Genomic DNA, 21,045 nt, shown 5'->3' with positions numbered 1-21,045 from the left:
TCGCCTCTTCAAGCAAGACGCGAGCAAAACGTTGCAAATTCAGCACATTCGAACACTCCGGGGCCTGCTCACATCAACGTGAAATTCCTTTTGCGAACGATCTGGGACATGTTTATTAACAGTGCGGCAAGGACATTTTCGTAACGTCACTCCTGTGACTGGCACCCGTGGGGCAGTGGACCCGGTGCGAATGGGGGATTAGAATGAACAAGATTTTCTTCATCGTGGTGGCTTTGGTCGCGAGCGCGTTCGCGCTGACGGCTCAGGCAGCTCCGCGATACGGCTTTTTCGATCACAGCACGAACACCTGGGTAACGCCGAAGTATCATCCTGGCGGCCCGTCTCCGGTCAAGCGCAAGCGCGTCAAGTATGACGGTCCGTACAAGCCGGGCACCCTCGTCATCGACACGTCCGAGCGCCGCCTCTATCACATTCTGCCAAACGGCAAGGCGATGAGATACGGCGTCGGCGTCGGCAAGGAAGGTTTCCAGTGGGCCGGTACGCACCGCATCACGCGCAAGGCGGAATGGCCGGGCTGGACACCGCCGCCGCAGATGCGTGTGCGCGAGCGCCGCAAGGGCCGTATCCTGCCGGCACATATGCCGGGCGGTCCGAACAACCCGATGGGCGCCCGCGCGCTTTATATCGGCTCCACCCTTTACCGCATCCATGGAACAACCGAACCGTGGACAATCGGTTCGGCCGTTTCCTCCGGCTGTATCCGCCTTGCCAACAAGGACGTTATTCATCTCTACAACAACGTCGCGGTTGGCTCGAGGGTCGTCGTCAAGCGCTGACGCGATTGAGCATCTGACGAAAAGCCGGGCTTCGTGTCCGGCTTTTCGCGTTTATACCCCTTGGGATCAGCCGAGAGCGTTTGGAACCATGGCAAGTTCCCCGCCGTGAAGGAAACATCCGCCGGTGAAGACCGACAGGTCCACCGGATTTGCAATCCTGACGTCGGAAAAATCCGGGAGCGGTTTCACCTGCGGGTCAAAGGTCCTGGAGACCTGCGACAGGAAGACGAACGCAAGGCCGCGCGCACGGGCAAACTGCTTGAGTTCCTTTATCTGCCGCTCCAGCGGCGGTTCGTGACGGCGCTGGTCCATGACCTGAAGATAGTCGATCACCGCGACCGTACCGGACCGGGCCTGTGCAAGCTCAGTCATGATGTGCCGCGCACAGAGGCTGTCGGCGAGATCAACATGCGGCCCGTGGGAGCCCGGCGTGGCGTCGAACCCGCTTTCGACAAGCTTGTCGCGCACGTCCCGTTCCGTGCACTCCGAGGAAAAGAACACCGATGCGCGGCCCGCAGCCGGTGCTTCCGCGGCAATCTCCAGGCCGAGGACCGTTTTTCCGTGCCCGGGCCTGGCAGCAAGCACCAGCAGATCCCCCGGCAAAAGGCGATCCAGAAGCACACGCGCCGGTCCGCGCGGGCGCCAGGTCCGCGCCAGATGGCTCCAGCTATCGAAACCTTCAGCGGAGGCGGTTTCATCGAGGGCCCGGTGGAGCGGCATCCTGTTTTGCCGTGCCAGTTGCCGCGCCCGGCGTTTCAATCGGTGGATCGGGATTGTCAATTTCATGTGCGACCTCCATGCCACGTGCGAATGACGCAATCCCTCCTTATGCGAACGCACGGTCCGGAAGCATGAAAAAACTGCCCTGCAGGTCGGCTGCTGCTCCGGGTGGAGGGGGAAGGCGCGGGTCAAGCCGCGTGCAGGATAGCTGATTCTGAATGCGCGGCGCCACAAGTGCTTCCGGGCCTGAATTCAGCGGTCCCGGCGCAGGCCTTTCTGCTCAAGTTCACCGAGATATCCATCCCAATGGGTTTGCCTGTCCCTGCCGAGTTCAAGAAAGTAGGTCCAGGAAAAGATCCCGGAATTGTGCATGTCGTCGAAATGGATACGGACGGCGTAGTTGCCCACAGGTTCGATTTTCATGATCTCCACCTGCCGCTTGCCTGGCACGGTCTGTTTCTGCGAAGGCGCGTGACCCTTGACTTCCGCCGACGGCGAGCAGACCCGCAGATATTCCGCGGAAAGGTCGTGTCGTTCCCCCGAATCGAACGCAACGGACAGCACTCGCCTGTCCTTTGAAACGCGCAGTTCGGTCGGCCAGGGCGCGGTCTTGTCGGTCATCGGCAGATCCTTTCAGGCACACCGGGCGATTGCACCCCGGCGGAAGACGCGGACGATACCGCGCCACCGGCCGCCGTCAAGCCGCGTTTTGTCCCGCCGCCCTGACCGCTTCGTAGCCTTCAAGGGCGGCCTGGCGGGCGCGCGCATGATCGACAACCGGCTTCGGATAGGTTTGCCCCAGAACCACGCCGGCCGCCTTCAGGGCTTCTTTCGGCGCCTGGAAGGGCGCATGGAGGTACCGGGTTTCCAGATCGGTCAGTTCCGGTACCCAGCGCCTGACATAATCTCCCTCGGGGTCGAACTTTTCTCCCTGGGTGATGGGGTTGAAGATCCGGAAATACGGTGCCGCATCGGCCCCGGACCCCGCGACCCACTGCCAGCCCGCGGAATTGTTGGCAAGATCCGCATCGAGCAGCGTGTCGCGGAACCAGCTTTCGCCGTGGTGCCAGTGGAGACGCAGATGCTTGACCAGAAAGCTTGCCGCAACCATGCGCACCCGGTTGTGCATATAGCCTGTGTGCCAGAGTTCGCGCATGCCTGCATCGACGATGGGATACCCTGTCAGGCCTTTCTGCCAGCGCACCAGATCCTCTGGCGCCTCCCGCCAGGGATAGGCGTCGAAGGTCCGGCGCCAGTTTTCCGAGGGCAGCGCGGGATAGTGGAACAGCAGATGGTGGGAGAATTCGCGCCAGCCGATCTCGGACAGAAATTTCATGCCATCCTTCGCTTCCGCTCCGTCCGCGGCGATGCGCTGCTGCGTCGCCTGCCAGATCTGGCGCGGTGAAATATCGCCGAAGTGGAGATGCGGCGACAATCTGGAAACACTGTCCAGATCAGGACGGTTACGCAATGTCCCATAGTCCTTCAGCCCTCCCTCCAGGAACTCCGCCAGCCGCCTTGTCGCCCCGGCCTCTCCCGGTGTCCAGAGGTCTTCCCAACCCGCCGCCCAATTCGGTCTGCCGGGCAGAAGGTCAAGGTTTTCCAACCCCTCACCACCGTCATAGACGACCGGTTCGAGGGCTTCGGGGACAGGCAGCGGCGCCGGCACATCACGGTCCAGGGCCGCCTTCCAGAAGGGCGAATAGACCTTGTAGGGACCACCGGTTTTCGTTTCCAGTTCCCAGGGCTCAAACAACAAGGAAGCCTTGAAGCTTCTGGCTTCAACCCCCTCCTCCGTCAGCGCCGTCTTGAAGTCCGTGTCGCGTTCGATGGCGTGGGGTTCATAGCAACGATTCCAGTAAACCGCGCGGATGCCGCAGTCCCGGACCAGTTCCGGGATGAGGTGGCGGGCGCTGCCGCGCAACAGAACGAGTTCCGGCAGAACCTGTTTCAATGCAGCCAGACTGTGGTGCAGCCACCAGCGGCTGGCGCCCCCCATCGGGTGGGTGTCCCCCGCGTGTTCCGGTGGTTCCAGAATGAAGACCGGAAGAACCGCTCCTTTTCCGGCAGCTTCGAACAGCGCCGGATTGTCCTGAATGCGCAGGTCCTGACGGAACCAGACCAGTGTTGACATGATGCCCCTTGCCTTTGTTGCAACTGCAATACGCCCCTGGCGGCAAACGGATCAATCCGGCCTGCGTTCCGCACACATATTTCCGCGTTGTGCGATCATGCCGCGGCTCATTTGTATCGATTTTGCAACCCGTTACCGCACAGCGGGCGTTTTAGGTCCGGTTTCGATTGATCTTGGACCGATCGGCGCCATATGATCGGGACACAAGAAAACGCGTAGGGAGAGCGCAACGTGTCTGAAGGCAAGATCCTGGTGCCGAACCCAAAGTCAGCGGAACCGGCGGCGAAGGAACTGGCGGCAGCCGGTACATCCGCCACACCTGTTCCCCCGGGTGCGCCCATGATCGATCCGTTCGGACGCGCGGTCAGCTATCTGCGCGTTTCGGTGACCGACCGCTGCGACTTCCGCTGTGTCTATTGCATGGCCGAGGACATGACTTTCCTTCCCAAGCGGGAAGTTCTGAGCCTTGAAGAACTTGATCGCCTGTGTACCTCCTTCATCGACAAGGGTGTGCGCAAGCTGCGCCTGACCGGCGGCGAGCCGCTGGTGCGCAAGAACATCATGAGCCTTATCCGTAGTCTCGGCCGCCATCTGGACAGCGGTGCGCTTGAGGAACTGACGCTGACCACCAATGGATCGCAACTCGCCAGATTTGCAACCGAGTTGCGCGACTGCGGTGTCCGCCGGATCAATGTTTCCATCGACACGCTCGATCCGCAGAAATTCAAGACGGTTACCCGCTGGGGAGATCTCGGCAAGGTCATGGACGGCATCCGTGCCGCGACCGAAGCCGGTCTGAAAATCAAGGTCAACATGGTCGCGCTCAAGGACGTCAACGAGGACGAGATCGTGCCCATGCTGAAATGGTGCCATGAACACGGTCACGATCTCACCTTGATCGAAACCATGCCGCTTGGTGAAATCGACGGCGACCGCACGGACCAGTACCTGCCGCTATCCACCGTGCGCGCGCGCCTTGCCGAGCGTTTCACGCTGACGGACATTCCCTACAAGACCGGCGGCCCGGCGCGCTACGTCACAATTGAGGAAACCGGCGGGCGGCTCGGTCTCATCACGCCGATGACCCACAATTTCTGCGAAAGCTGCAACCGGGTCCGCGTCACCTGCACCGGCCAGCTCTACATGTGCCTGGGCCAGGACGACATGGCGGACCTGCGCGCGCCCTTGCGGGCGTCCGAAGGCAACGAACTTCTCAACAGCGCGATTGACGAAGCCATCGGCCGCAAACCCAAGGGCCATGATTTCGTGATCGAAAGAAACAGCAAGCAGCCGGCGGTCGCCCGCCACATGAGCGTGACCGGCGGCTGACGCAATCACCGGTGTTTTCGCGCGCGCTGTTCCGTCTTATCCTGCGGGAACAAATTTGGCTCGCGCCACATGTGTGCGAACGGTGAGTGCCGCGACGAGACTGAGGCTCATCCCGATCGCCATTACGATGATCATGCCCCAGGGCGTGCCGGCCAGAAAACTGTCGGCATAGAGCCAGGCGACCAGCGTGCCTGCGACCGCTCCCGTGCTGACCTGCAGAGAGGCCGTCAGGCCGGATGCGGCTCCGGTCAGTTCCGGACGGACACTGGCGGCACCCGAGATCGCACTCGGCAGGCACACGCCATTGCCGAGCCCGAGCAGGAACATCGGCAGGAAAAGGCTCGGTGCGGTCAACGCTCCGAAATAGGCGAACCCTGTGATCAGCACGACACTCGCCATTCCGATCAAGGTGCCGCTCAGCATCATCCGGTACAATCCGACCCGTTCGGCGAACCGGCCGGAAATGTAATTTCCGGCAATGTATCCCAGTGCGACGAACATGAAATAGAACCCCATTTCCGCAGCACTCAGCGACAGCAGACCCGAGGCAATGAACGGCGCTCCACCGAGATAGGCGAAATAGGTGAGCGCGCTGAACGCTGAGGTAAGGGCGTAGCTCCAGAACAAAGGTTCCGTCAAAAGAACCGCGTAGGACCGCAGGATCTGTCCAATTCCCACCGAGGAGCGTTTGTGATGTGTTTCCGGCAGGAAGTAGATGCTGGCCCACAGAACGCCGATCCCGAAGACCAGCATCAGCACAAATCCGCCCTGCCAGCCGTAGGCCTGGTCGAGCAGGCCACCGGCCGCAGGCGCAAGCGTCGGCATCACCGCCATGCCCATTGTGACATAGCCGATCATGCTGGCAGCCTGTTCGGGCCCGTGAAGATCCCGTATGATGGCACGCCCGAGCACCATGCCGGTGCAACTGCCCGCAGCCTGAAGCACCCGCGCTGCAATCAGGGTTTCGATGGTCGGCGCAACAAGGCACAGAACACTTCCCAGAACGAACAGCGACAGACCCGCGATGATCACGGGCCGACGTCCGAACTGGTCCGACAACGGCCCCCAGAAGAGCTGGGACACGGCGACCGCAACAAAGAAAGCGGACATCGTCAGCTGGATTTCACCCGCGGTTGCAGAAAACACGATCATCATGCCGGCAAGCGACGGCAAATAGATCTGCATCGCAAGCGGCCCCACCGTCGAGATCGCGACGAGAACCCCCAGGGATGGTTTGGCGTCATCACCACTTGATTGAGCGCGGCCGGAAATCATGCCGTGGAATGAGCCTTTATCGTTTTGAGGATTCAAATACCGAATTCGATTGCACAGAATACACGGCACCCGTGATCCGGACGTGAAAAGCCCAATTGTTACAAACCCTCACGGGTTTTATCAATCTGAAAGTGCCGATTTCACCCTTGCTCGCATCAAGGGATTTTTTCGGAGATGCCTGCCCGAAAATCGACGCTGATTCAGGTCGACCCGACCGGCCTCCCCACTGTTTCACCGGTGAGAAGCAGAGCGGAAGCCCCGAAGACTCAAGATTCCGCAACGGCACTTTGAGCGAATTGCCTGGCATTGGCACTAATCGCAATTCAATGAAAATGCGCAATTTTTGGTTGTAGTCAAATGCGATCGAACACGCTGCTGCAGCGCACTTAAGCAGTTGGCATACCACAGATGTCATGCAAGCCGGTCCCGTGAAAACGGGGCGACCGCTCAGCGGTGCTCAGGCCTCGGCCGTCCGTTCGTGACGACCGAGGCAATTTTTGAAAAATGGCCTATTCGAACACGATGTCGGGTGCCGACCGGCCGGCAGCCGACTGTTCGGATTCGATCCCTGCCAGGACACTCGCCGCAATCGACTTGTAGATTGCCGCGACCTGACCTTCCGGATCGGAGACGACGATCGGTGTTCCCGCATCGGACGTTTCCCTGATCTTCATCGCCAGGGGAACTTCGCCGAGAAACGGCACGTTGAGCCGTTCCGCCTCGGCACGGGCCCCGCCATGCCCGAAGATATCGTGGCGGCCACCGCAATCGGGACACAGGAAGTAGCTCATGTTCTCGACAATGCCGAGCACTGGCACGTCGACGCGCTTGAACATGTTGAGTCCCTTGCGCGCATCGATCAGCGCCAGGTCCTGGGGGGTGGACACGATGACGGCGCCGGCGAGCGGCACCTGCTGCGCCATTGTCAACTGGGCATCACCGGTGCCCGGCGGCATGTCGACAACCAGAACATCCAGTTCGCCCCACGCCACTTCGCGCAGCATCTGTGTCAGCGCGGAAATGACCATGGGTCCGCGCCAGATCATGGGCGTCTCCTCCTCGACCATGAAGCCCATCGACATCACCTTGACGCCGTAGCCTTCCAGCGGCTTCAAGGTCCTGCCGGAAAGCGCTTCCGGACGGCCTGAAACGTTGAACAGGCGCGGAACGGAAGGGCCGTAGATATCGGCATCCAGTACGCCGACCTTCCTGCCGGAAGCGGCCATGGCAAGGGCAAGATTGGCGGTGGTGGTGGACTTGCCGACACCACCCTTGCCGGAGGCGACCGCGATGATATGGGTGATGCCCGGAACACCCGGTTTTGCCGGCGCCTTTTCTTCCGGAGCTGCGCGAGCGGGCGGCGGCGGCGCCTTGGGAGCGGCATTGGGCCTGGCTCCGGGCGCACGCTCGGCCGTCAGCGCAACCATCGCCGTTTCAACACCGGGCACTTCCCGCACGACCTTCTCGGCGGCCTGGCGCAACGGCTCAAGTTCCTGGGCCCTTTCCGCAGGCACCGTGATGGAAAAAGCCACACGGCCGTCGGAGACAAAGACATCCGACACCAGCCCCAGGGAAACAATATCGCCCTCCAGATCGGGTCCCTTGATCTGTCCGAGCCGGTCCATGACCGCGTTCTTGATGGAGTCGTTCATAATTCCGCCCTGTTGAAATCGCCGGCCGCCGCCTCGTCACGCGCGATCACCGGCTTGTGCGAAATGTAAATCGCCGCATCGCCGCCGCAAGCTGCCAAACTGAAGCACATGCGATTTTCCATTTGAAGGCAGTCTTAGAAGTGATGCATGGCCGATACAAGCCCACCGGCGGAAGCGCGGATCAGGCGCGGTCCTTTTCCCGACCGAAAGCTCTCTTGTAACGCGCGTTGTGAAAGATCCGAAAATGCGCCGCATATTCTCCGCTTGCGCGCCTTGACGAGGGCCACTCCAACTCACATCATTTCTTGCCATTCATGAAACCGTGGACTGGTGGCCGGCACGATCTTCACCGGCTGCGTCCCGCTACCCAGAACATCAGGACCTGAACATGCCCGTCTGCCTCGTCACCGCTGCCAATCGCGGCATCGGACTTGAACTTGCGCGTGCCGCCCTTTCCACCGGCTGGACTGCTTACGGATCGGTGCGTAGCGAAAACCTGGCAACGGACACGGCGAATCTCCTTGAAGCCGAGTTCCCGGAAGGAGATTTCCGGCCGCTGGTCTTCGATGTGACCGATCACGACGCCGTTCGCGCGGCCGCCGCACCGCTGCCCGGCCCGCTGGACCTGCTGATCAACAATGCGGGTATCATCGGTCCGAAGCGGCAAACACCGCTCGACATGGATTTCGACGGTTTCGCCGAAACACTGAGCGTCAACACGCTCGCGCCGCTGGCCGTGTCGCAGGCGTTTCTCGCGCCCCTGAAGCAGTCTGCAAACGGCCGCATCCTGACGGTGTCCAGCCAGATGTCCTGGATGGGCTACCGAAAACCGGACACGATCGCCTACCGCGCGTCGAAGGCCGCGATCAACAAGGTCATGCAAGGGCTCGCAACCGAGCTTGAGCCTCAGAACATTCCGGTGGCACTGGTCGATCCGGGTTGGGTGCGCACGGATATGGGCGGACCGCAGGCGGACAATTCTCCGGTCGATGTCGCCGCCGGCATTCTGAAGATCGGCGAACGCCTCACACTTGCCGACACCGGCAAGTTCTTCAAGTGGTCGGGCGAGGAACGGCCCTTCTGAACGACCGCAGGGCTGATTCCACCACCGGAGAATTTCCGTCTCAAAAAAGTCCGACTATTCAAGAGGCCGCCTGCGATTCAAACGCCTTCTCCCCACAAAGATGAACCTTCGTTGTTTTACACAAATTTCTTGATCCGCCGCCTGGGCGCTCAAGCACATGTTTCCGCAAATCTTGGCAACGGATGGGTAACCCTCATCGGTCTTCTTCCAATTTGATTCAAATTTTAAGCAAATGTGAGGAATTGGAGCGCAGGCTGGATTCATCGGCCAACGGATGGGACACGTCATGGAACTTTATCGAGCCTGCTACAGAAGCAAGATCAGATGGAACGAGATGCGTCTGCCCCTGCCCGATGAAATCGACAAGACACTGCTGCGAATTCGCCGTATCAACCGGAAGGCCGGCGTCACCGGGGCGCTGCTGCTTGTCGACCAGCACATCATCCAGATCCTGGAAGGACGCACCGGCCCGGTGCTCGAGACCGTGTATTGCGTGATGAACGATTCCCGTCTGCACGATATCGAGGGCATCATTCACGAACCGGCCGATTTCAGGCTGTTTCCGAATTCGCTGATGTTCTTCCGTGACCTGACTGACGGCGTGGCCGCTGCCGGAAACGAGCTTTTGCGGCCCTTGCTCGACCACCCGAGCGACGTGACACGCGACGAAGCCTATCTCGCGTTCAGTCATTTCGCCAATGAACTGCAGCAAGGCCGCCTGACCAACGACATGCTCATGATCTGAGCCGCCGGCTCACCAAACGCCTTTGCAAAGAGGCAGCGATCTTTTTATTGCGTTTGCTGTGACCTCCATGTCCCGGTTCCGCTTCCGGCGCCGGTTTTTTCGGTATGTCCGGCGCGGTTCCGGCGGCGTCCGGCTGGCGGCGCCATGATGGCTCTCTCCCGAACCGAAGCGGTAAAGTAATCTCTTGCCCTGGCGCAAGCGCCTCCAATAGTGTTGGAAAAACAACAGAGCATGGAGTCGCGCGGCTGTGACAGGCCCTTATATCCTGCAACCGGATCCGTCGGTCCCGGGCTTGTCGACCACGGTGAGCGGTATCGACCAGAACGGGGACCCCGTCGAAACCAGGGTGGTGACCGAGAAGCCACTGACCCTCTTCCTGAATTCGCAGGAGGTGGTCACCATGATGACCATCGGGGATCACCCGGACCTTTTGGCGGTGGGGTATCTGAAGAACCAGAACATGCTTGCCGATGACGACGTGATCACGGACATCGACTTCGACGACGACCTGGATGTGGTGATCGTGCGCACCGAGCGGGAAACCGACTTCGAGGAAAAACTCAAGAAGAAGGTGCGGACCTCCGGCTGCGCGCAGGGAACCGTGTTCGGCGATGTCATGGAGGGCTTCGATACCGTGTCGCTGCCCCGCGAGGCACGGCTGAAGACGTCGTGGCTCTACGCGCTCACAAGAACGATCAACACCACCCCTTCCCTTTATCTGGAAGCCGGTGCAATCCATGGCTGCGTCCTGTGCGAAGAGGACCGGCCCCTCGTCTACATGGAGGATGTCGGCCGCCACAATGCCGTCGACAAGATCGCCGGATGGATGGTGCTCAATGACGTACCGGCCCATGACAAGATTTTCTACACCACCGGACGCCTGACTTCGGAAATGGTCATCAAGACGGTCATGATGGGAATTCCCATTCTGATATCCCGGTCCGGCTTCACGGCGTGGGGCGTGGAGCTGGCACGGCAGGCGGGACTGACCCTGATCGGCCGCGCCCGCGGCAAGCGTTTCGTCACGCTGGCGGGACAGGACCGCATAGACTTCGACATGGATCCCGGCCACGTCGAGGAGGAGCCGGACAGAAACCGGCGGAAAGGGAGTGTACCGGCACGATGACGACAGCACGCGCGACATTGACCCGGGACAAGATGCTGGGCTGCGTTCTGGCGGGCGGTCAGTCCCGCCGCATGGGCGGTGGTGACAAAAGCCTGATGGATCTTGGCGGTCAGTCGATGCTGGACCTCATTCTCGCCCGGCTCGCCCCGCAGCTCACGGATATCGTCCTGAACGCCAATGGCGATCCGGAGCGGTTCGAACGGTTCGAACTTCCGGTGATCGCCGATCCGGTCGGTGACCATGCAGGCCCGCTTGCCGGTGTGCTGGCGGGTCTGGCTTATGCACAGGACAACCGGCCCGGCGTGACCCATGTGGTTTCCATCGCCGGCGACACGCCGTTTTTTCCGCAAGACCTCGTGGACCGGTTCTGCACTGCCGTCCCGGTCGACAGGCCGGTGGTGGCGATGGCTTCCTCCGCGGCCAGGCTGCACCCTGTTTTCGGACTGTGGCCTGTGGCCTTGCGGCCTGACCTGCAAGACTGGCTGGAGACAGGAAAGAACGGCAAGGTCCTTGCTTTTGTCGACCGGCACGACAGCATAGAGGTCGCCTTCGGCACCGATCCGGCCACCGGCCTGGATCCGTTCTTCAACGCCAACAGTCCTGACGACCTGACCACCGTCCGAAACGCATTGAGCCAGCATTCCAGATGAAAACGACTCCCGTCTTCGGCATCACCGGCTGGAAGAACTCCGGCAAGACCCAACTCGTGAGCCGGCTTGTCGCCGAACTCACGCGGCGCGGCCTCAGGGTGTCGACCGTCAAGCACGCCCACCACAATTTCGACATCGACAAGCCGGGGGCCGACAGTTATCGCCACCGGGAAGCGGGCGCCATGGAAGTTGCCCTTGTTTCCGGCCGCCGCTGGGCCCTGATGCATGAATTGCGGGACGAGGAAGAACCGCCCCTTGAGGACATTCTCGCCCGTCTGGCCCCGTGCGATCTCGTTCTGATCGAAGGCTACAAGCGGGAAAACCATCCCAAGATCGAGACACGACGCCTTGAAACCAGGGATCGTGGCCCCCTGGCGTCGTTTGACCCGAACATTCTTGCGATCGCGGCGGATCACACGCTTCCGGGCGAGCCATTGCCGGTGTTCGATCTGGACGATGTACCGGCCATGGCGGACTTCATCCAGGTCCGGCTTGGTCTTGAAAGGCTTCCCGCATGACGGGCAAACAGCTCCTTGACGACTGTTTCCTGCATGACAAGGACCGCCTGCGGCACCATGAAGCGCTGACGATCCTGAAGGACCGGTTGACGGCCGTTGCCACTGTCGAAACGGTCCGGCTTGAAGCGGCGCTGGAACGGGTGCTGGCTGACGATCTGTCCGCGCCGCGCAATATTCCCCTGGCGGATAATTCCGCGGTCGACGGCTATGCCTTCCGCCACGGTGATTTCGACGAAGCTGGCGGCTTCTTTCGCCTTGAGCAGAGAATCGCCGCAGGCCAGTCCGGCGGGGCCGGCCTCGCGCCCTGGGGCGCGGCCAGGATCTTCACCGGAGCCGTCATGCCGCCGGGAGCGGATACGGTGGCCATGCAGGAGGATTGCGAACAGCACCAGCAGGACGGCCAGGATTTCGTGATCGTACCGCAGGGCCTCAGGAAAGGCGCCAATTGCCGACTGGCAGGCGAGGATGTGGCCGAAGGCACGACCATCCTGAGCGCCGGGCAGCGCCTGCGCGCTCAGGATCTGGCCGCGATCGCCTCGGCGGGCCGCGCCGAAGTCCCCGTTTTCCGCAAGCTGAAGGTGGCTCTCGTCTCGACGGGAGACGAGCTGCGCCGTCCAGGCGACCTGATCACCGTCGGCGACGTTTATGATTCCAACCATTTTCTGCTGCGTGCATTGTGCGCAACCCTGCCTGTCGAGATCGAGGATCTTGGCATCGTCAGGGACGACGGCGCGCTTGTGACGGCAACACTCAAGGAGGCCGCCGACCGCTTCGACGTCATCCTGACCACCGGTGGCGCCAGCCGGGGCGAAGAGGATCACGTTCTTCGGGCGCTCGACGGTCTGGGAACACGGCATATGTGGCAACTGGCCATCAAGCCCGGCCGCCCGATGATGTTCGGCAGCATCGGCAACTGCGTTTTCCTGGGACTGCCGGGCAACCCCGTTGCCGCAATGGTCTGTTTCCTGCTCTATGCGCGGCCGGTCATGAGCGTTCTGGGAGGCGGGCCTTTTCTCGCCCCGCAGTCATTTCAGGTTCCGGCCGCGTTTGAAATTCCCCGCAAGAAACCTGACCGGCGGGAGTTTTACCGTGCTTTTCTGAAACCCGGCCCCGATGGCAAACCGGAAGCGCACAAGTTCATGCGTGACGGATCCGGCCTGATCACCGGATTGCGGGAGGCTGACGGGCTGGTGGAAATCCCGGAGGAAGCGACCTCCGTGACCCAGGGGGGATTGGTCACCTTCCTGCCCTTTTCCAGCTTCGGCATGCGATAGAACGACGTGGGTCTGCCAGCGCCCTAAACGGTTTCGGATTGAATGGTCCACGGCTCCCTGACCGCTGCCGCCTCCCAGGCCGTCCAGGCGGCGGTGCCGGTCATTGTATCGTGGTACCGGCCCGCGACCGCATCGTCTGAGAGCCGGTAGCTGTCGAAGCGGCTCACAATCGGGGCATACATCGCGTCTGCGATCGTGAACTCGCCGAAGAGAAACGGCCCTCCGGACACGTTCAGGCAGTCGCTCCAGATATCGACAATCCGGGCAATATCAGATTTGACGGCGTCATCGACTGCAAGCGCGGTTCTTTCCCGACGCATGTTCATCGGACACGCCTCGCGCAATGCTGCGAAGCCGGAATGCATTTCGGCGGAAACGGAGCGCGCCGTCGCGCGCGCCGCGCCCGATTCCGGCCAGAGGCCGGTTTCCGGGAAAAGCTCCGCGGCATATTCCAGGATCGCAAGACTGTCCCAGACCGTCAGGTCGCCATCCTTCAGAACCGGCACTTTCCGGCTCGGGGAAAATGCCGCGAAATCCGGGTTGCCGGCTTCGAAATCGAAGGGAACCAGATTTTCGCGAAACGGGATCCGTTTGTGTGTCAGCGCTATCCACGGCCGGAACGACCAGGAGGAATAGTTCTTGTTGCCAATGAAAAGCTCAAGATCGGGCATCGCGGTATTCCTTTGCGGGCGGCAGGCAAGGTGCAGGGCTTCGTCTGGTCCTGTTTCCTACGCTGCCGCGCGCCAGGCTTCCAATTCAAGAAGTTCATGACATTCATCGCGTTTGCGAATATCCGCCCCCCTGCCCGCCCGGTCGCAAATTCTGCCAATCGCCTGATCGGGTACGCACAACGGCGGGAATTTTCCACAACACGGCGAGGCTTCCCAAGCGGCATTGCGGAAAAATCGCGTTGCGGAAGAAATGGCCAAGTGTTTTTTTCATAGGCATGCTTGAAATCTGGGCTGAAGTGTATGGAATAGAGCTTTCGGGCAAAAAGGCGGGAAGAACCCGCTTGCGCCGCGAAGTCACTATTAGGGGAACTGAATATGCGTGTTTTGCGTATGGCTGCGGCCGCTGTTGCAGTGCTGGCCGTCGTGGGTGGCGCTGAGGCGAAAGACTGGTCCAAGGTGCGCATCGGCACCGAAGGCGCTTACCCTCCCTTCAACTCACTGACAGCCGATGGTGAACTGGTCGGCTTCGACATCGATATCGCCAACGCCCTTTGCGAGGAAATGAAGGTCGAGTGCGAATTCGTCACCCAGGACTGGGACGGCATGATCCCGGCTCTTCAGGCCGGCAAGTTCGATGCCGTGATCGCGTCCATGTCGATCACCGAGGAGCGCAAGCAGAAGGTCGACTTCACCAACAAGTACTACAACACCCCGCCGGCAATCGCCGTGCCGAAGGATTCCAAGATCGCCGGCACATCCGACGCCGATCTCAAGGGTGTCACTCTTGGTGCACAGTCCTCCACCACCCACTCCAACTATGCCGAAGAAAAGCTTGGCTCGGCAGAGCTGAAGCTTTATCCGACCCCGGACGAGTACAAGCTTGACGTCGCCAGCGGCCGCATCGACGGCGTGATCGACGATGTCGTTGTCCTGTCCGACTGGCTCGCGACCGATGACGGCGCCTGCTGCAAGTTGCTGGGCACCCTGACCCCGGATCCGGTCATCAACGGCGAAGGCGCCGGGATCGCCATCCGCAAGGACGACGGCGACCTCAAGGAAATGTTCAACACGGCCATCGAGGGCATCCTGGCGAGCGGCAAGTACAAGGAAATCAACGACAAGCACTTCACGTTCGACGTCTACGGCGGCTGAACCGAGCCTCGTTGACCAAATTCGGGTGCGGCGCATAGACGTGCCGCACCCTGTTGCTGCGGGACTTGACCTGCGGAACGGCCAGAGTGGCGGCCAGAGCGGCGGCCTGACCAACTCCAACAAGCAAGAAAGACGCGCCGGCTTATGAACGAAGCTTTGACGCTGCTGTCATTTGGCGAAGGCGGCTGGGGCGATACCATTGCGCTCGGCGTTCTGGTAACAGTGTCTCTGGCACTCGCGACCTTGCCCTTCGGTCTGATCCTGGGCTTCCTGATTGCACTTGCAAAGAACTCGTCCGAGCCGAGCCTCAAGCTCGCTGCCAACATCTACACCACGATTTTCAGGGGCCTGCCGGAACTTCTGACCCTGTTCCTGGTGTATTTCGGTGTCCAGATCGGAATTCAGCAGGGTCTGAAACTGATCGGCTACGATGCCTATTTCGAAGTGAATTCCTTTGTGGCCGGCATGGTTGCCCTGGCCCTGGTCTTTTCCTCCTATGCGTCCGAGGCTTTTCTGTCCGCCTTTCGCGGCATCCCGGAAGGCCAGTACGAGGGCGGCAAGGCGCTCGGCATGTCGCGCTTCAAGACAATGCGGCTCATCATTCTGCCGCAACTGATCCGTCTTGCTCTTCCAGCCCTCGGAAACCTGTGGCTGATCCTGGTGAAGGAAACGTCCCTGGTCTCCGTCATCGGGCTGGCCGATCTGGTACGGGAGGCGGGCATAGCAGCGCGCGTGACCAAGGAACCGTTTCTGTTTTTCGGCGTTGCGTGCCTTGTCTATCTGGTTCTGGCGATGATTTCGTCCGCTGGTCTCACCCGGATTGAACACTGGAGCAAACGGGGAGACAGCCCACGATGATCGCGGCCGCCCCCGAAACAGGCATGCAACGCCCCCCGGCACGGCCTCGCCGCTGGACCAACGCCCGGATCCTGGGGCATGTGCTGATGGCGCTCTGGATCGTTTCCGGCATCTCGCTGGTCCATTACCTCGGGTCCAATATCGCCAGCCCGTTCGTGCTGAAGTACTGGCCCAATTACGTCAACGGCTTTGTGATTACGCTGCAGATCGTCAGCCTCTCGCTCCTCATCGGTGCCTTGCTGAGCCTTCCGGTCGCGATTGCGAGGGCGTCCAGGTGGAAGATTTTTTCCGCCCCGGCATACGCGTTTGTCTATTTCTTCCGCGGCACCCCCCTGCTTGCGCAGACCTTCCTGATCTACTACGGCGCCGGCTCGTTCCGGCCGGAACTGGAAGCAGTCGGGCTCTGGGGCTTCTTCCGGGAAGCCTGGTATTGCGTGATTTTCGCGTTTTCACTCAATACGGCGGCGTATCAAGCGGAGATCCTGCGCGGGGCGATACAGAACGTGCCCAGGGGCCAGTGGGAAGGCGCCGAGGCGCTCGGCCTGTCAAGACCGGTCACGTTCTTCAAGATCATCCTGCCGCAAGCCCTGATGGTCGCATTGCGCCCGTATGGAAACGAAATCATCCTGATGATCAAGGGCTCCGCCATTGCCTCCATCATCACCATCTACGACGTGATGGGCGAAACCAGACGGGCCTATTCGCGCTCCTACGATTTCCAGGCCTATATCTGGGCTGCCGTGCTGTATCTCATGATCGTCGAGGTTCTCCGCCGGGTCTGGGACAGGATCGAAGCCCGTCTTACCCGTCATCTGAAACGGTAACCCGCCGCCGTTTTCCCGACTGCCCACCGCTCCCTACAAACGGATAGTTTATCATGCCCAAAATGCCATTGGCCGACTCCGGCCTCCATGTCGACAGCCTGCTGGCCCACGGCGGTGGTGGTCACGACGCCGCGACCGGGGCGGTGGTGCCGCCGATCCAGACAGCGACAACCTTTGTCCGGGACGAGAACTACGAACTGGTGAGCGCCACGCATCTCTACAGCCGTGACGACAACGCGCTCTATCAAAAGACCGAGGGTCTGATCGCGGCGCTCGAGGGCGGGGCCGAAAGCCGGCTGTTTGCCTCGGGCATGGCCGCTATCGCGGCGATCACCCGTTTGGTGCGGCCCGGCGGAACTCTGCTGGTCCAGTCCGGAATTTACTGGGGGACCACGCTGTTCCTGCGCAAGCTCTGCGCCCGCAACAACGTCGCCCTTGTCGAAGCCGGGACCAGCGACCTTGAGGTCTTTCTGGAGGAGATTTCGGTGACAAGGCCTGACCTTGTCTGGCTGGAAGTGCCGAGCAATCCATTTTTGCAAGTCGCCGATATCCGCAGCATTGCCGAACGTTGCAGCCAGGTAGGCGCGGTTTCATGCGTGGATGCCACCGCCGCCACGCCGCTGATCCTGAAGCCGCTGGCCCTCGGCGCGGATCTGGTGATGCATTCGGCCACCAAGGTCCTCAACGGCCATTCGGATCTGCTGGGCGGTGTCGTCACCTCCCGTGACGCCGGCAGCGAAGCCTGGGCGTTCATCAAGGAAGAACGTAAACTGGCCGGTGCCGTGCTGGGATCCTTCGAGGCCTGGCTGCTGCTGCGTAGCCTCAGAACACTGTCCTTGCGCGTCGAGCGCATGAATGAAAACACTCGCAAGCTGTCGACTTTTCTCGATGCGCACCCGAAGGTCGAAACCGTCCTCTATCCGGGACTTGTCAGCCATCCGCAGCACGAGCTTGCCAAATCCATGATGACCGGCGGGTTCGGATCGCTTTTGTCGGTGCAGGTCAACGGCGGCAAGGAAGAAGCCCTGCGCGTGGCCGGCGCGCTGGACCTGTTCCAGCGGGCAACGTCGCTCGGCGGCACGGAAAGCCTCGTTGAGCACCGCTTCACGATCGAAGGGGCGAACTCCGCCATACCGCAGAACCTGCTCAGACTGTCCGTCGGAATCGAACACTCCGATGATCAGATCGCCGATTTCGACCAGGCGCTCGCGAGGCTGTGAGGCTCAGCCGCCCTCACCGTCGCGTTGCGCCTGCTCGGATCGCAAGGATCGCATCCAGCCAAGAAAGGCCTTCAGCGGCGGACGCTTGACACCCGGGCGGGTTACCAGATGGTACCCCGTTCCGGGATAGACACCCTCCTCGAACAGCACCTTCATGCTGCCGGAAGCGATGTCCGCCTCAAGGAACGTCTTGGCGGTCGCGGAAATCCCGTTGCCCCGGCGCACGCCTTCCAGCACCATGTAGCCCGGCAGATGGGTGATGTTCAATTTGCCCTTGGGCACAACTCCCTGCCGCTCCATCCAGATGGTAAGCTCGTTGGTGCCGTATTCCTGCAGCCACGGGAAGTCCAGCAGGTCTTCGGGTTGATCGATCCTCCGGTCGCCGATCAGGCAACTTGCACCGACAATGGCGAAATTCGTTTCCAGAAACAGTTCCGAGTCCAGTCCTGCCCATTGTCCTTTTCCGAAGCGGATGGCGAGATCCACACCGCCCGGCCGGAGTTCCACGACATCCGCGCAAGGGTTGAGCATCAGCTCGATATCAGGATTTTGCAGACGGAAATCATTGATCCGCGGCATCAGCCAGCTGACCGCAAAAGACGGGGTCATGGTGATGTTGAGCGGCCTGGCGACGTCGTCCTGCAGGAGTTCATCTACGGTTTCGCGGATGGTTTCGAAGCCGCTGCTCAATCCTTCGAAGAGACGTTCACCCTCGGGCGTGAGCGCAACGCCCCTGCCTTCCCGGGCGACCAGTTGCAGACCCAGAACCCCTTCCAGGGCACGAACCTGCTGACTGACAGCCGCATGCGTCACATTCAACTCGCGTCCCGCGGCCGAAAGACTTTTGGTTTCCGCGACCGCGGCGAAGGCCCGCAAACTGTTGAGCGACGGCAGGGAACGCCAATCCATCTGTTACTCCACCTTACATATCAAAAATCTTCCTGACTCGCATATCCCCCGGTTTGTTGCCAGATTACCGTCACACCACCGGCAAGAGGATGTAAGTCAATGTTTAACATCTACGCGCACAGCTTTCTGGAAGCAACCCGTTTCACACCGAACACCCGCCCTGGCCCGCACACGCAGAAGGTCCTCGAGGCCCAAAGCACGAAGCGGTGGCGCAACAGGCTTCACCTGCTCCGGTGGGTCAATCTGGGTTGATTGGCCGGGCCCTGAATGACCGGGCCTGTGTTCGTGAAGACAGAAGGATCTGGGGGGGAGCGGTTGCCTGAGAACAAAAGGCAATCGGGACGTCACCGGCCATGACGAACCGCCACCGGGACGAAGCGCCCGGTGGGAGAATGCAGGGAGGGGGCAGCTCGCGCGCCCGGCTACTGGTCGGCCGCTTCCCTTGCAAGGGCGTCCAGCAACGCATTGACATTGGCAAGCGCTGCCCTGGAGGCGTCCGAACCGGTTTCGCTCAACTGACGGTAACCGATCGTGACCGTACCGGGCTTCCCGGACTGCTCGTATACGAACACCGAATACGGGCAATAGGCGATGTTGAGCGGATCGGCCTCCATGGCCTTGCGCGACAGGTCGGCCGAACAGAACAGCATGGACTGCGCGTTCGAAAACACCTCGGTTTCGCTGCCCACGTCCGCTGCCGTCCGGTTCAGCATCGTGCTGATGTGGGAAACATAGTCGATCACAAGACCGCGGTTGACGATGGCGTTTTCAAGATCGAAGCGCACATCCTCGAAGGCAGCCTCGACCTGGTAGGTCCTGACGCCTTCCGGAGCGGATTGCGCCGCCGACGGAACAGCTCCCCCCACAAGCAGTGCGACCCCGGCCAGCATGGCAGTTTGAAACGTGTTCATCATGCGACATCCTCTCTGTGATGGACGCAGACTACGCTCACCAGCGGCAGGATGCCATTGACACATCGCAAATTTTGCATATTTCCAACCTTCTCCCGCACCATGACCGATGGGCGGCGGCATCAGACGTCCACTTCCACCGTGCCGATGGGATTGGAGCAGCAGGCCAGGATGTATCCTGCGGCGATATCGTCATCGCTGATCCCTCCTGAATGCACCATGTGAACCTCACCGGCGCGCTTCTTGATCTTGCAGGTCCCGCAGACACCGAAGGTGCATCCGGAAGGAATATTCAGCCCCGCTTCCTTGGCCACCGTCAGAACCGTGTCGGTTTCGGCGCACCAGGCGGTCACTTTCGAATCCGCGAAGACGATCTGTGCCTGCACATCGTCCTGAGGCACGACATCGTCGAATTCGGTGAGTTCTGCAGTGGTTTCCGCGGGCGCCTGGAAACTTTCCTGATGATAGCGGTCCATGTCATAGCCAAGGGCATTCAGGATCTCGCGGACAGACTCCATGAAACCTTCCGGCCCGCAGCAATAGACCTCGCGCTCCAGATAGTCGTTGCACATCAGGCCGAGCATCAACTGATTGAAATGGCCGCGGTATCCGGTCCAGACCTCATAGGGGTCGTTCCGGCTGACCACGAAATGCAGTTGCAGCCCGTTGACGCGGCTGGCCATGTATTCCAGCCGCTTGCGGAAGATCAGGTCCACCGGTCTGTTGGCGCACTGGATGAAGCAGATATCGGGCTCCTCCCCCCGCTCGAACAGCGTGGTTGCCATGGACATCATCGGTGTGACACCGGAACCGGCAGAAATGAAGAGAAACTTGCCGTCCGGGTCAGGCGGCAGGTGAAACAGGCCCGCCGGTCCGAACGCCTTGAGACGCATTCCGGGTGAGAGGCTGTCCAGCATCCAGCGGGTGCCGACGCTGCCCTGCCCGGCTTTCACCGTCACGGAGATGTAGGCGCTGCTCATCGGCGTGGAGGAGATGGTGTAGGTGCGCTGCACATTGCCGCCGGGCACGGGCAGATCCAGCGTGATGAATTGCCCGGCCTTGTAGACGAAGGTCGCTCCGGACGGCGGCCGGAACGTGAAGGTCTTCACGTCCGGAGCCTCGGGCAACACGCTGACGCATTCCAGCACCTCGCTGGCGTTCCAGGGCGGGGTATCACGACCGGGCATCGGAATCAT

General features: G+C 61.0%; 21 protein-coding genes. 12 read left to right on the top strand and 9 right to left on the bottom strand.

Annotation, left to right across the window (positions count from 1 at the left end):
- Positions 1–203 precede the first annotated feature (203 nt).
- A complete protein-coding gene (locus WNZ15_RS17880) occupies positions 204–797 on the top strand; it encodes a L,D-transpeptidase (RefSeq protein WP_342894351.1) in 594 nt (197 codons plus the stop codon).
- A 66-nt stretch (positions 798–863) separates the two neighbouring features.
- On the opposite strand, the gene WNZ15_RS17875 is transcribed toward WNZ15_RS17880, so the two are convergent.
- The 3 genes from WNZ15_RS17875 to WNZ15_RS17865 all read right to left on the bottom strand — a co-directional run bounded on the left by WNZ15_RS17875 (position 864) and on the right by WNZ15_RS17865 (position 3,651).
- Entirely contained in the window at positions 864–1,583 is a 720-nt protein-coding gene (locus WNZ15_RS17875) for a DNA helicase (RefSeq protein WP_342894350.1), read from the bottom strand.
- Between the two features lie 186 nt (positions 1,584–1,769).
- Entirely contained in the window at positions 1,770–2,138 is a 369-nt protein-coding gene (locus tag WNZ15_RS17870; protein WP_342894349.1) for a DUF971 domain-containing protein, read from the bottom strand.
- A gap of 76 nt (positions 2,139–2,214) precedes the next feature.
- Positions 2,215–3,651 carry a deoxyribodipyrimidine photo-lyase gene (locus WNZ15_RS17865; protein ID WP_342894348.1) on the bottom strand — a complete coding sequence of 479 codons (1,437 nt, stop codon included), beginning with the start codon at positions 3,649–3,651 and terminating at the stop codon, positions 2,215–2,217.
- 339 nt (positions 3,652–3,990) lie between these two features.
- Here WNZ15_RS17865 and moaA point away from each other — a divergent pair, with 339 nt between their 5' ends.
- Positions 3,991–4,980, top strand: coding sequence for a GTP 3',8-cyclase MoaA (gene moaA, locus WNZ15_RS17860; RefSeq protein ID WP_342894381.1), 990 nt, complete (start codon positions 3,991–3,993; stop codon positions 4,978–4,980).
- A gap of 36 nt (positions 4,981–5,016) precedes the next feature.
- Here the strand turns inward: moaA and WNZ15_RS17855 are convergent, their stop codons facing one another.
- Together WNZ15_RS17855 and WNZ15_RS17850 are read right to left on the bottom strand one after the other, a co-directional pair.
- The gene (locus WNZ15_RS17855) at positions 5,017–6,255 is read right to left on the bottom strand and encodes a multidrug effflux MFS transporter (protein WP_342894347.1); all 1,239 of its coding nucleotides are present in this window, start codon (positions 6,253–6,255) and stop codon (positions 5,017–5,019) included.
- Between the two features lie 509 nt (positions 6,256–6,764).
- Positions 6,765–7,907 (bottom strand): Mrp/NBP35 family ATP-binding protein, encoded by a 1,143-nt coding sequence (locus tag WNZ15_RS17850; protein ID WP_342894346.1) that lies wholly within the window; start codon positions 7,905–7,907, stop codon positions 6,765–6,767.
- Between the two features lie 388 nt (positions 7,908–8,295).
- Between WNZ15_RS17850 and WNZ15_RS17845 the strand changes: the two genes are divergently transcribed.
- From WNZ15_RS17845 to glp, 6 genes are all read left to right on the top strand, one after another.
- A complete protein-coding gene (locus WNZ15_RS17845) occupies positions 8,296–8,991 on the top strand; it encodes an SDR family NAD(P)-dependent oxidoreductase (protein ID WP_342894345.1) in 696 nt (231 codons plus the stop codon).
- 286 nt (positions 8,992–9,277) lie between these two features.
- Complete coding sequence (locus tag WNZ15_RS17840; protein ID WP_342894344.1) at positions 9,278–9,736, top strand: BLUF domain-containing protein; 459 nt, start codon at positions 9,278–9,280, stop codon at positions 9,734–9,736.
- A 247-nt stretch (positions 9,737–9,983) separates the two neighbouring features.
- Positions 9,984–10,862 (top strand): formate dehydrogenase accessory sulfurtransferase FdhD, encoded by an 879-nt coding sequence (fdhD, locus tag WNZ15_RS17835; RefSeq protein WP_342894343.1) that lies wholly within the window; start codon positions 9,984–9,986, stop codon positions 10,860–10,862.
- Positions 10,859–11,512, top strand: coding sequence for a molybdenum cofactor guanylyltransferase MobA (gene mobA / locus WNZ15_RS17830; RefSeq protein ID WP_342894342.1), 654 nt, complete (start codon positions 10,859–10,861; stop codon positions 11,510–11,512). Before fdhD ends, mobA begins: the two co-directional genes overlap by 4 nt.
- On the top strand, positions 11,509–12,030 hold the full coding sequence (gene mobB / locus WNZ15_RS17825) for a molybdopterin-guanine dinucleotide biosynthesis protein B (protein WP_342894341.1): 522 nt from the start codon (positions 11,509–11,511) through the stop codon (positions 12,028–12,030). The genes mobA and mobB overlap by 4 nt, the downstream gene beginning before the upstream one ends.
- Positions 12,027–13,304 (top strand): gephyrin-like molybdotransferase Glp, encoded by a 1,278-nt coding sequence (gene glp, locus WNZ15_RS17820; RefSeq protein ID WP_342894340.1) that lies wholly within the window; start codon positions 12,027–12,029, stop codon positions 13,302–13,304. Before mobB ends, glp begins: the two co-directional genes overlap by 4 nt.
- Positions 13,305–13,327: 23 nt before the next feature.
- On the opposite strand, the gene WNZ15_RS17815 is transcribed toward glp, so the two are convergent.
- Positions 13,328–13,975 carry a glutathione S-transferase family protein gene (locus WNZ15_RS17815; protein WP_342894339.1) on the bottom strand — a complete coding sequence of 216 codons (648 nt, stop codon included), beginning with the start codon at positions 13,973–13,975 and terminating at the stop codon, positions 13,328–13,330.
- 375 nt (positions 13,976–14,350) lie between these two features.
- Here WNZ15_RS17815 and WNZ15_RS17810 point away from each other — a divergent pair, with 375 nt between their 5' ends.
- From WNZ15_RS17810 to WNZ15_RS17795, 4 genes are all read left to right on the top strand, one after another.
- A complete protein-coding gene (locus WNZ15_RS17810; RefSeq protein WP_342894338.1) occupies positions 14,351–15,127 on the top strand; it encodes an ABC transporter substrate-binding protein in 777 nt (258 codons plus the stop codon).
- 144 nt (positions 15,128–15,271) lie between these two features.
- The gene (locus WNZ15_RS17805; RefSeq protein WP_342894337.1) at positions 15,272–15,985 is read left to right on the top strand and encodes an ABC transporter permease; all 714 of its coding nucleotides are present in this window, start codon (positions 15,272–15,274) and stop codon (positions 15,983–15,985) included.
- On the top strand, positions 15,982–16,809 hold the full coding sequence (locus WNZ15_RS17800; protein ID WP_342894336.1) for an ABC transporter permease: 828 nt from the start codon (positions 15,982–15,984) through the stop codon (positions 16,807–16,809). Before WNZ15_RS17805 ends, WNZ15_RS17800 begins: the two co-directional genes overlap by 4 nt.
- A 53-nt stretch (positions 16,810–16,862) precedes the next feature.
- On the top strand, positions 16,863–18,029 hold the full coding sequence (locus WNZ15_RS17795) for an aminotransferase class V-fold PLP-dependent enzyme (protein WP_342894335.1): 1,167 nt from the start codon (positions 16,863–16,865) through the stop codon (positions 18,027–18,029).
- A gap of 3 nt (positions 18,030–18,032) precedes the next feature.
- Here WNZ15_RS17795 and WNZ15_RS17790 read toward each other — a convergent pair whose 3' ends face one another.
- The 3 genes from WNZ15_RS17790 to WNZ15_RS17780 form a co-directional block, all read right to left on the bottom strand.
- Complete coding sequence (locus WNZ15_RS17790) at positions 18,033–18,938, bottom strand: LysR family transcriptional regulator (protein ID WP_342894334.1); 906 nt, start codon at positions 18,936–18,938, stop codon at positions 18,033–18,035.
- 422 nt (positions 18,939–19,360) lie between these two features.
- Positions 19,361–19,852, bottom strand: coding sequence for a DUF302 domain-containing protein (locus tag WNZ15_RS17785; protein ID WP_342894333.1), 492 nt, complete (start codon positions 19,850–19,852; stop codon positions 19,361–19,363).
- 119 nt (positions 19,853–19,971) lie between these two features.
- Positions 19,972–21,045: a hybrid-cluster NAD(P)-dependent oxidoreductase gene (locus tag WNZ15_RS17780; protein ID WP_342894332.1), complete on the bottom strand. Its 1,074-nt coding sequence runs from the start codon at positions 21,043–21,045 to the stop codon at positions 19,972–19,974.

This window comes from Roseibium sp. AS2 (assembly GCF_038900065.1).
Taxonomy (GTDB): Bacteria; Pseudomonadota; Alphaproteobacteria; order Rhizobiales; family Stappiaceae; genus Roseibium.
The sequence above is the reverse complement of the archived record's forward strand: the minus strand, read 5'-3'. Positions and strand labels throughout refer to the sequence as shown.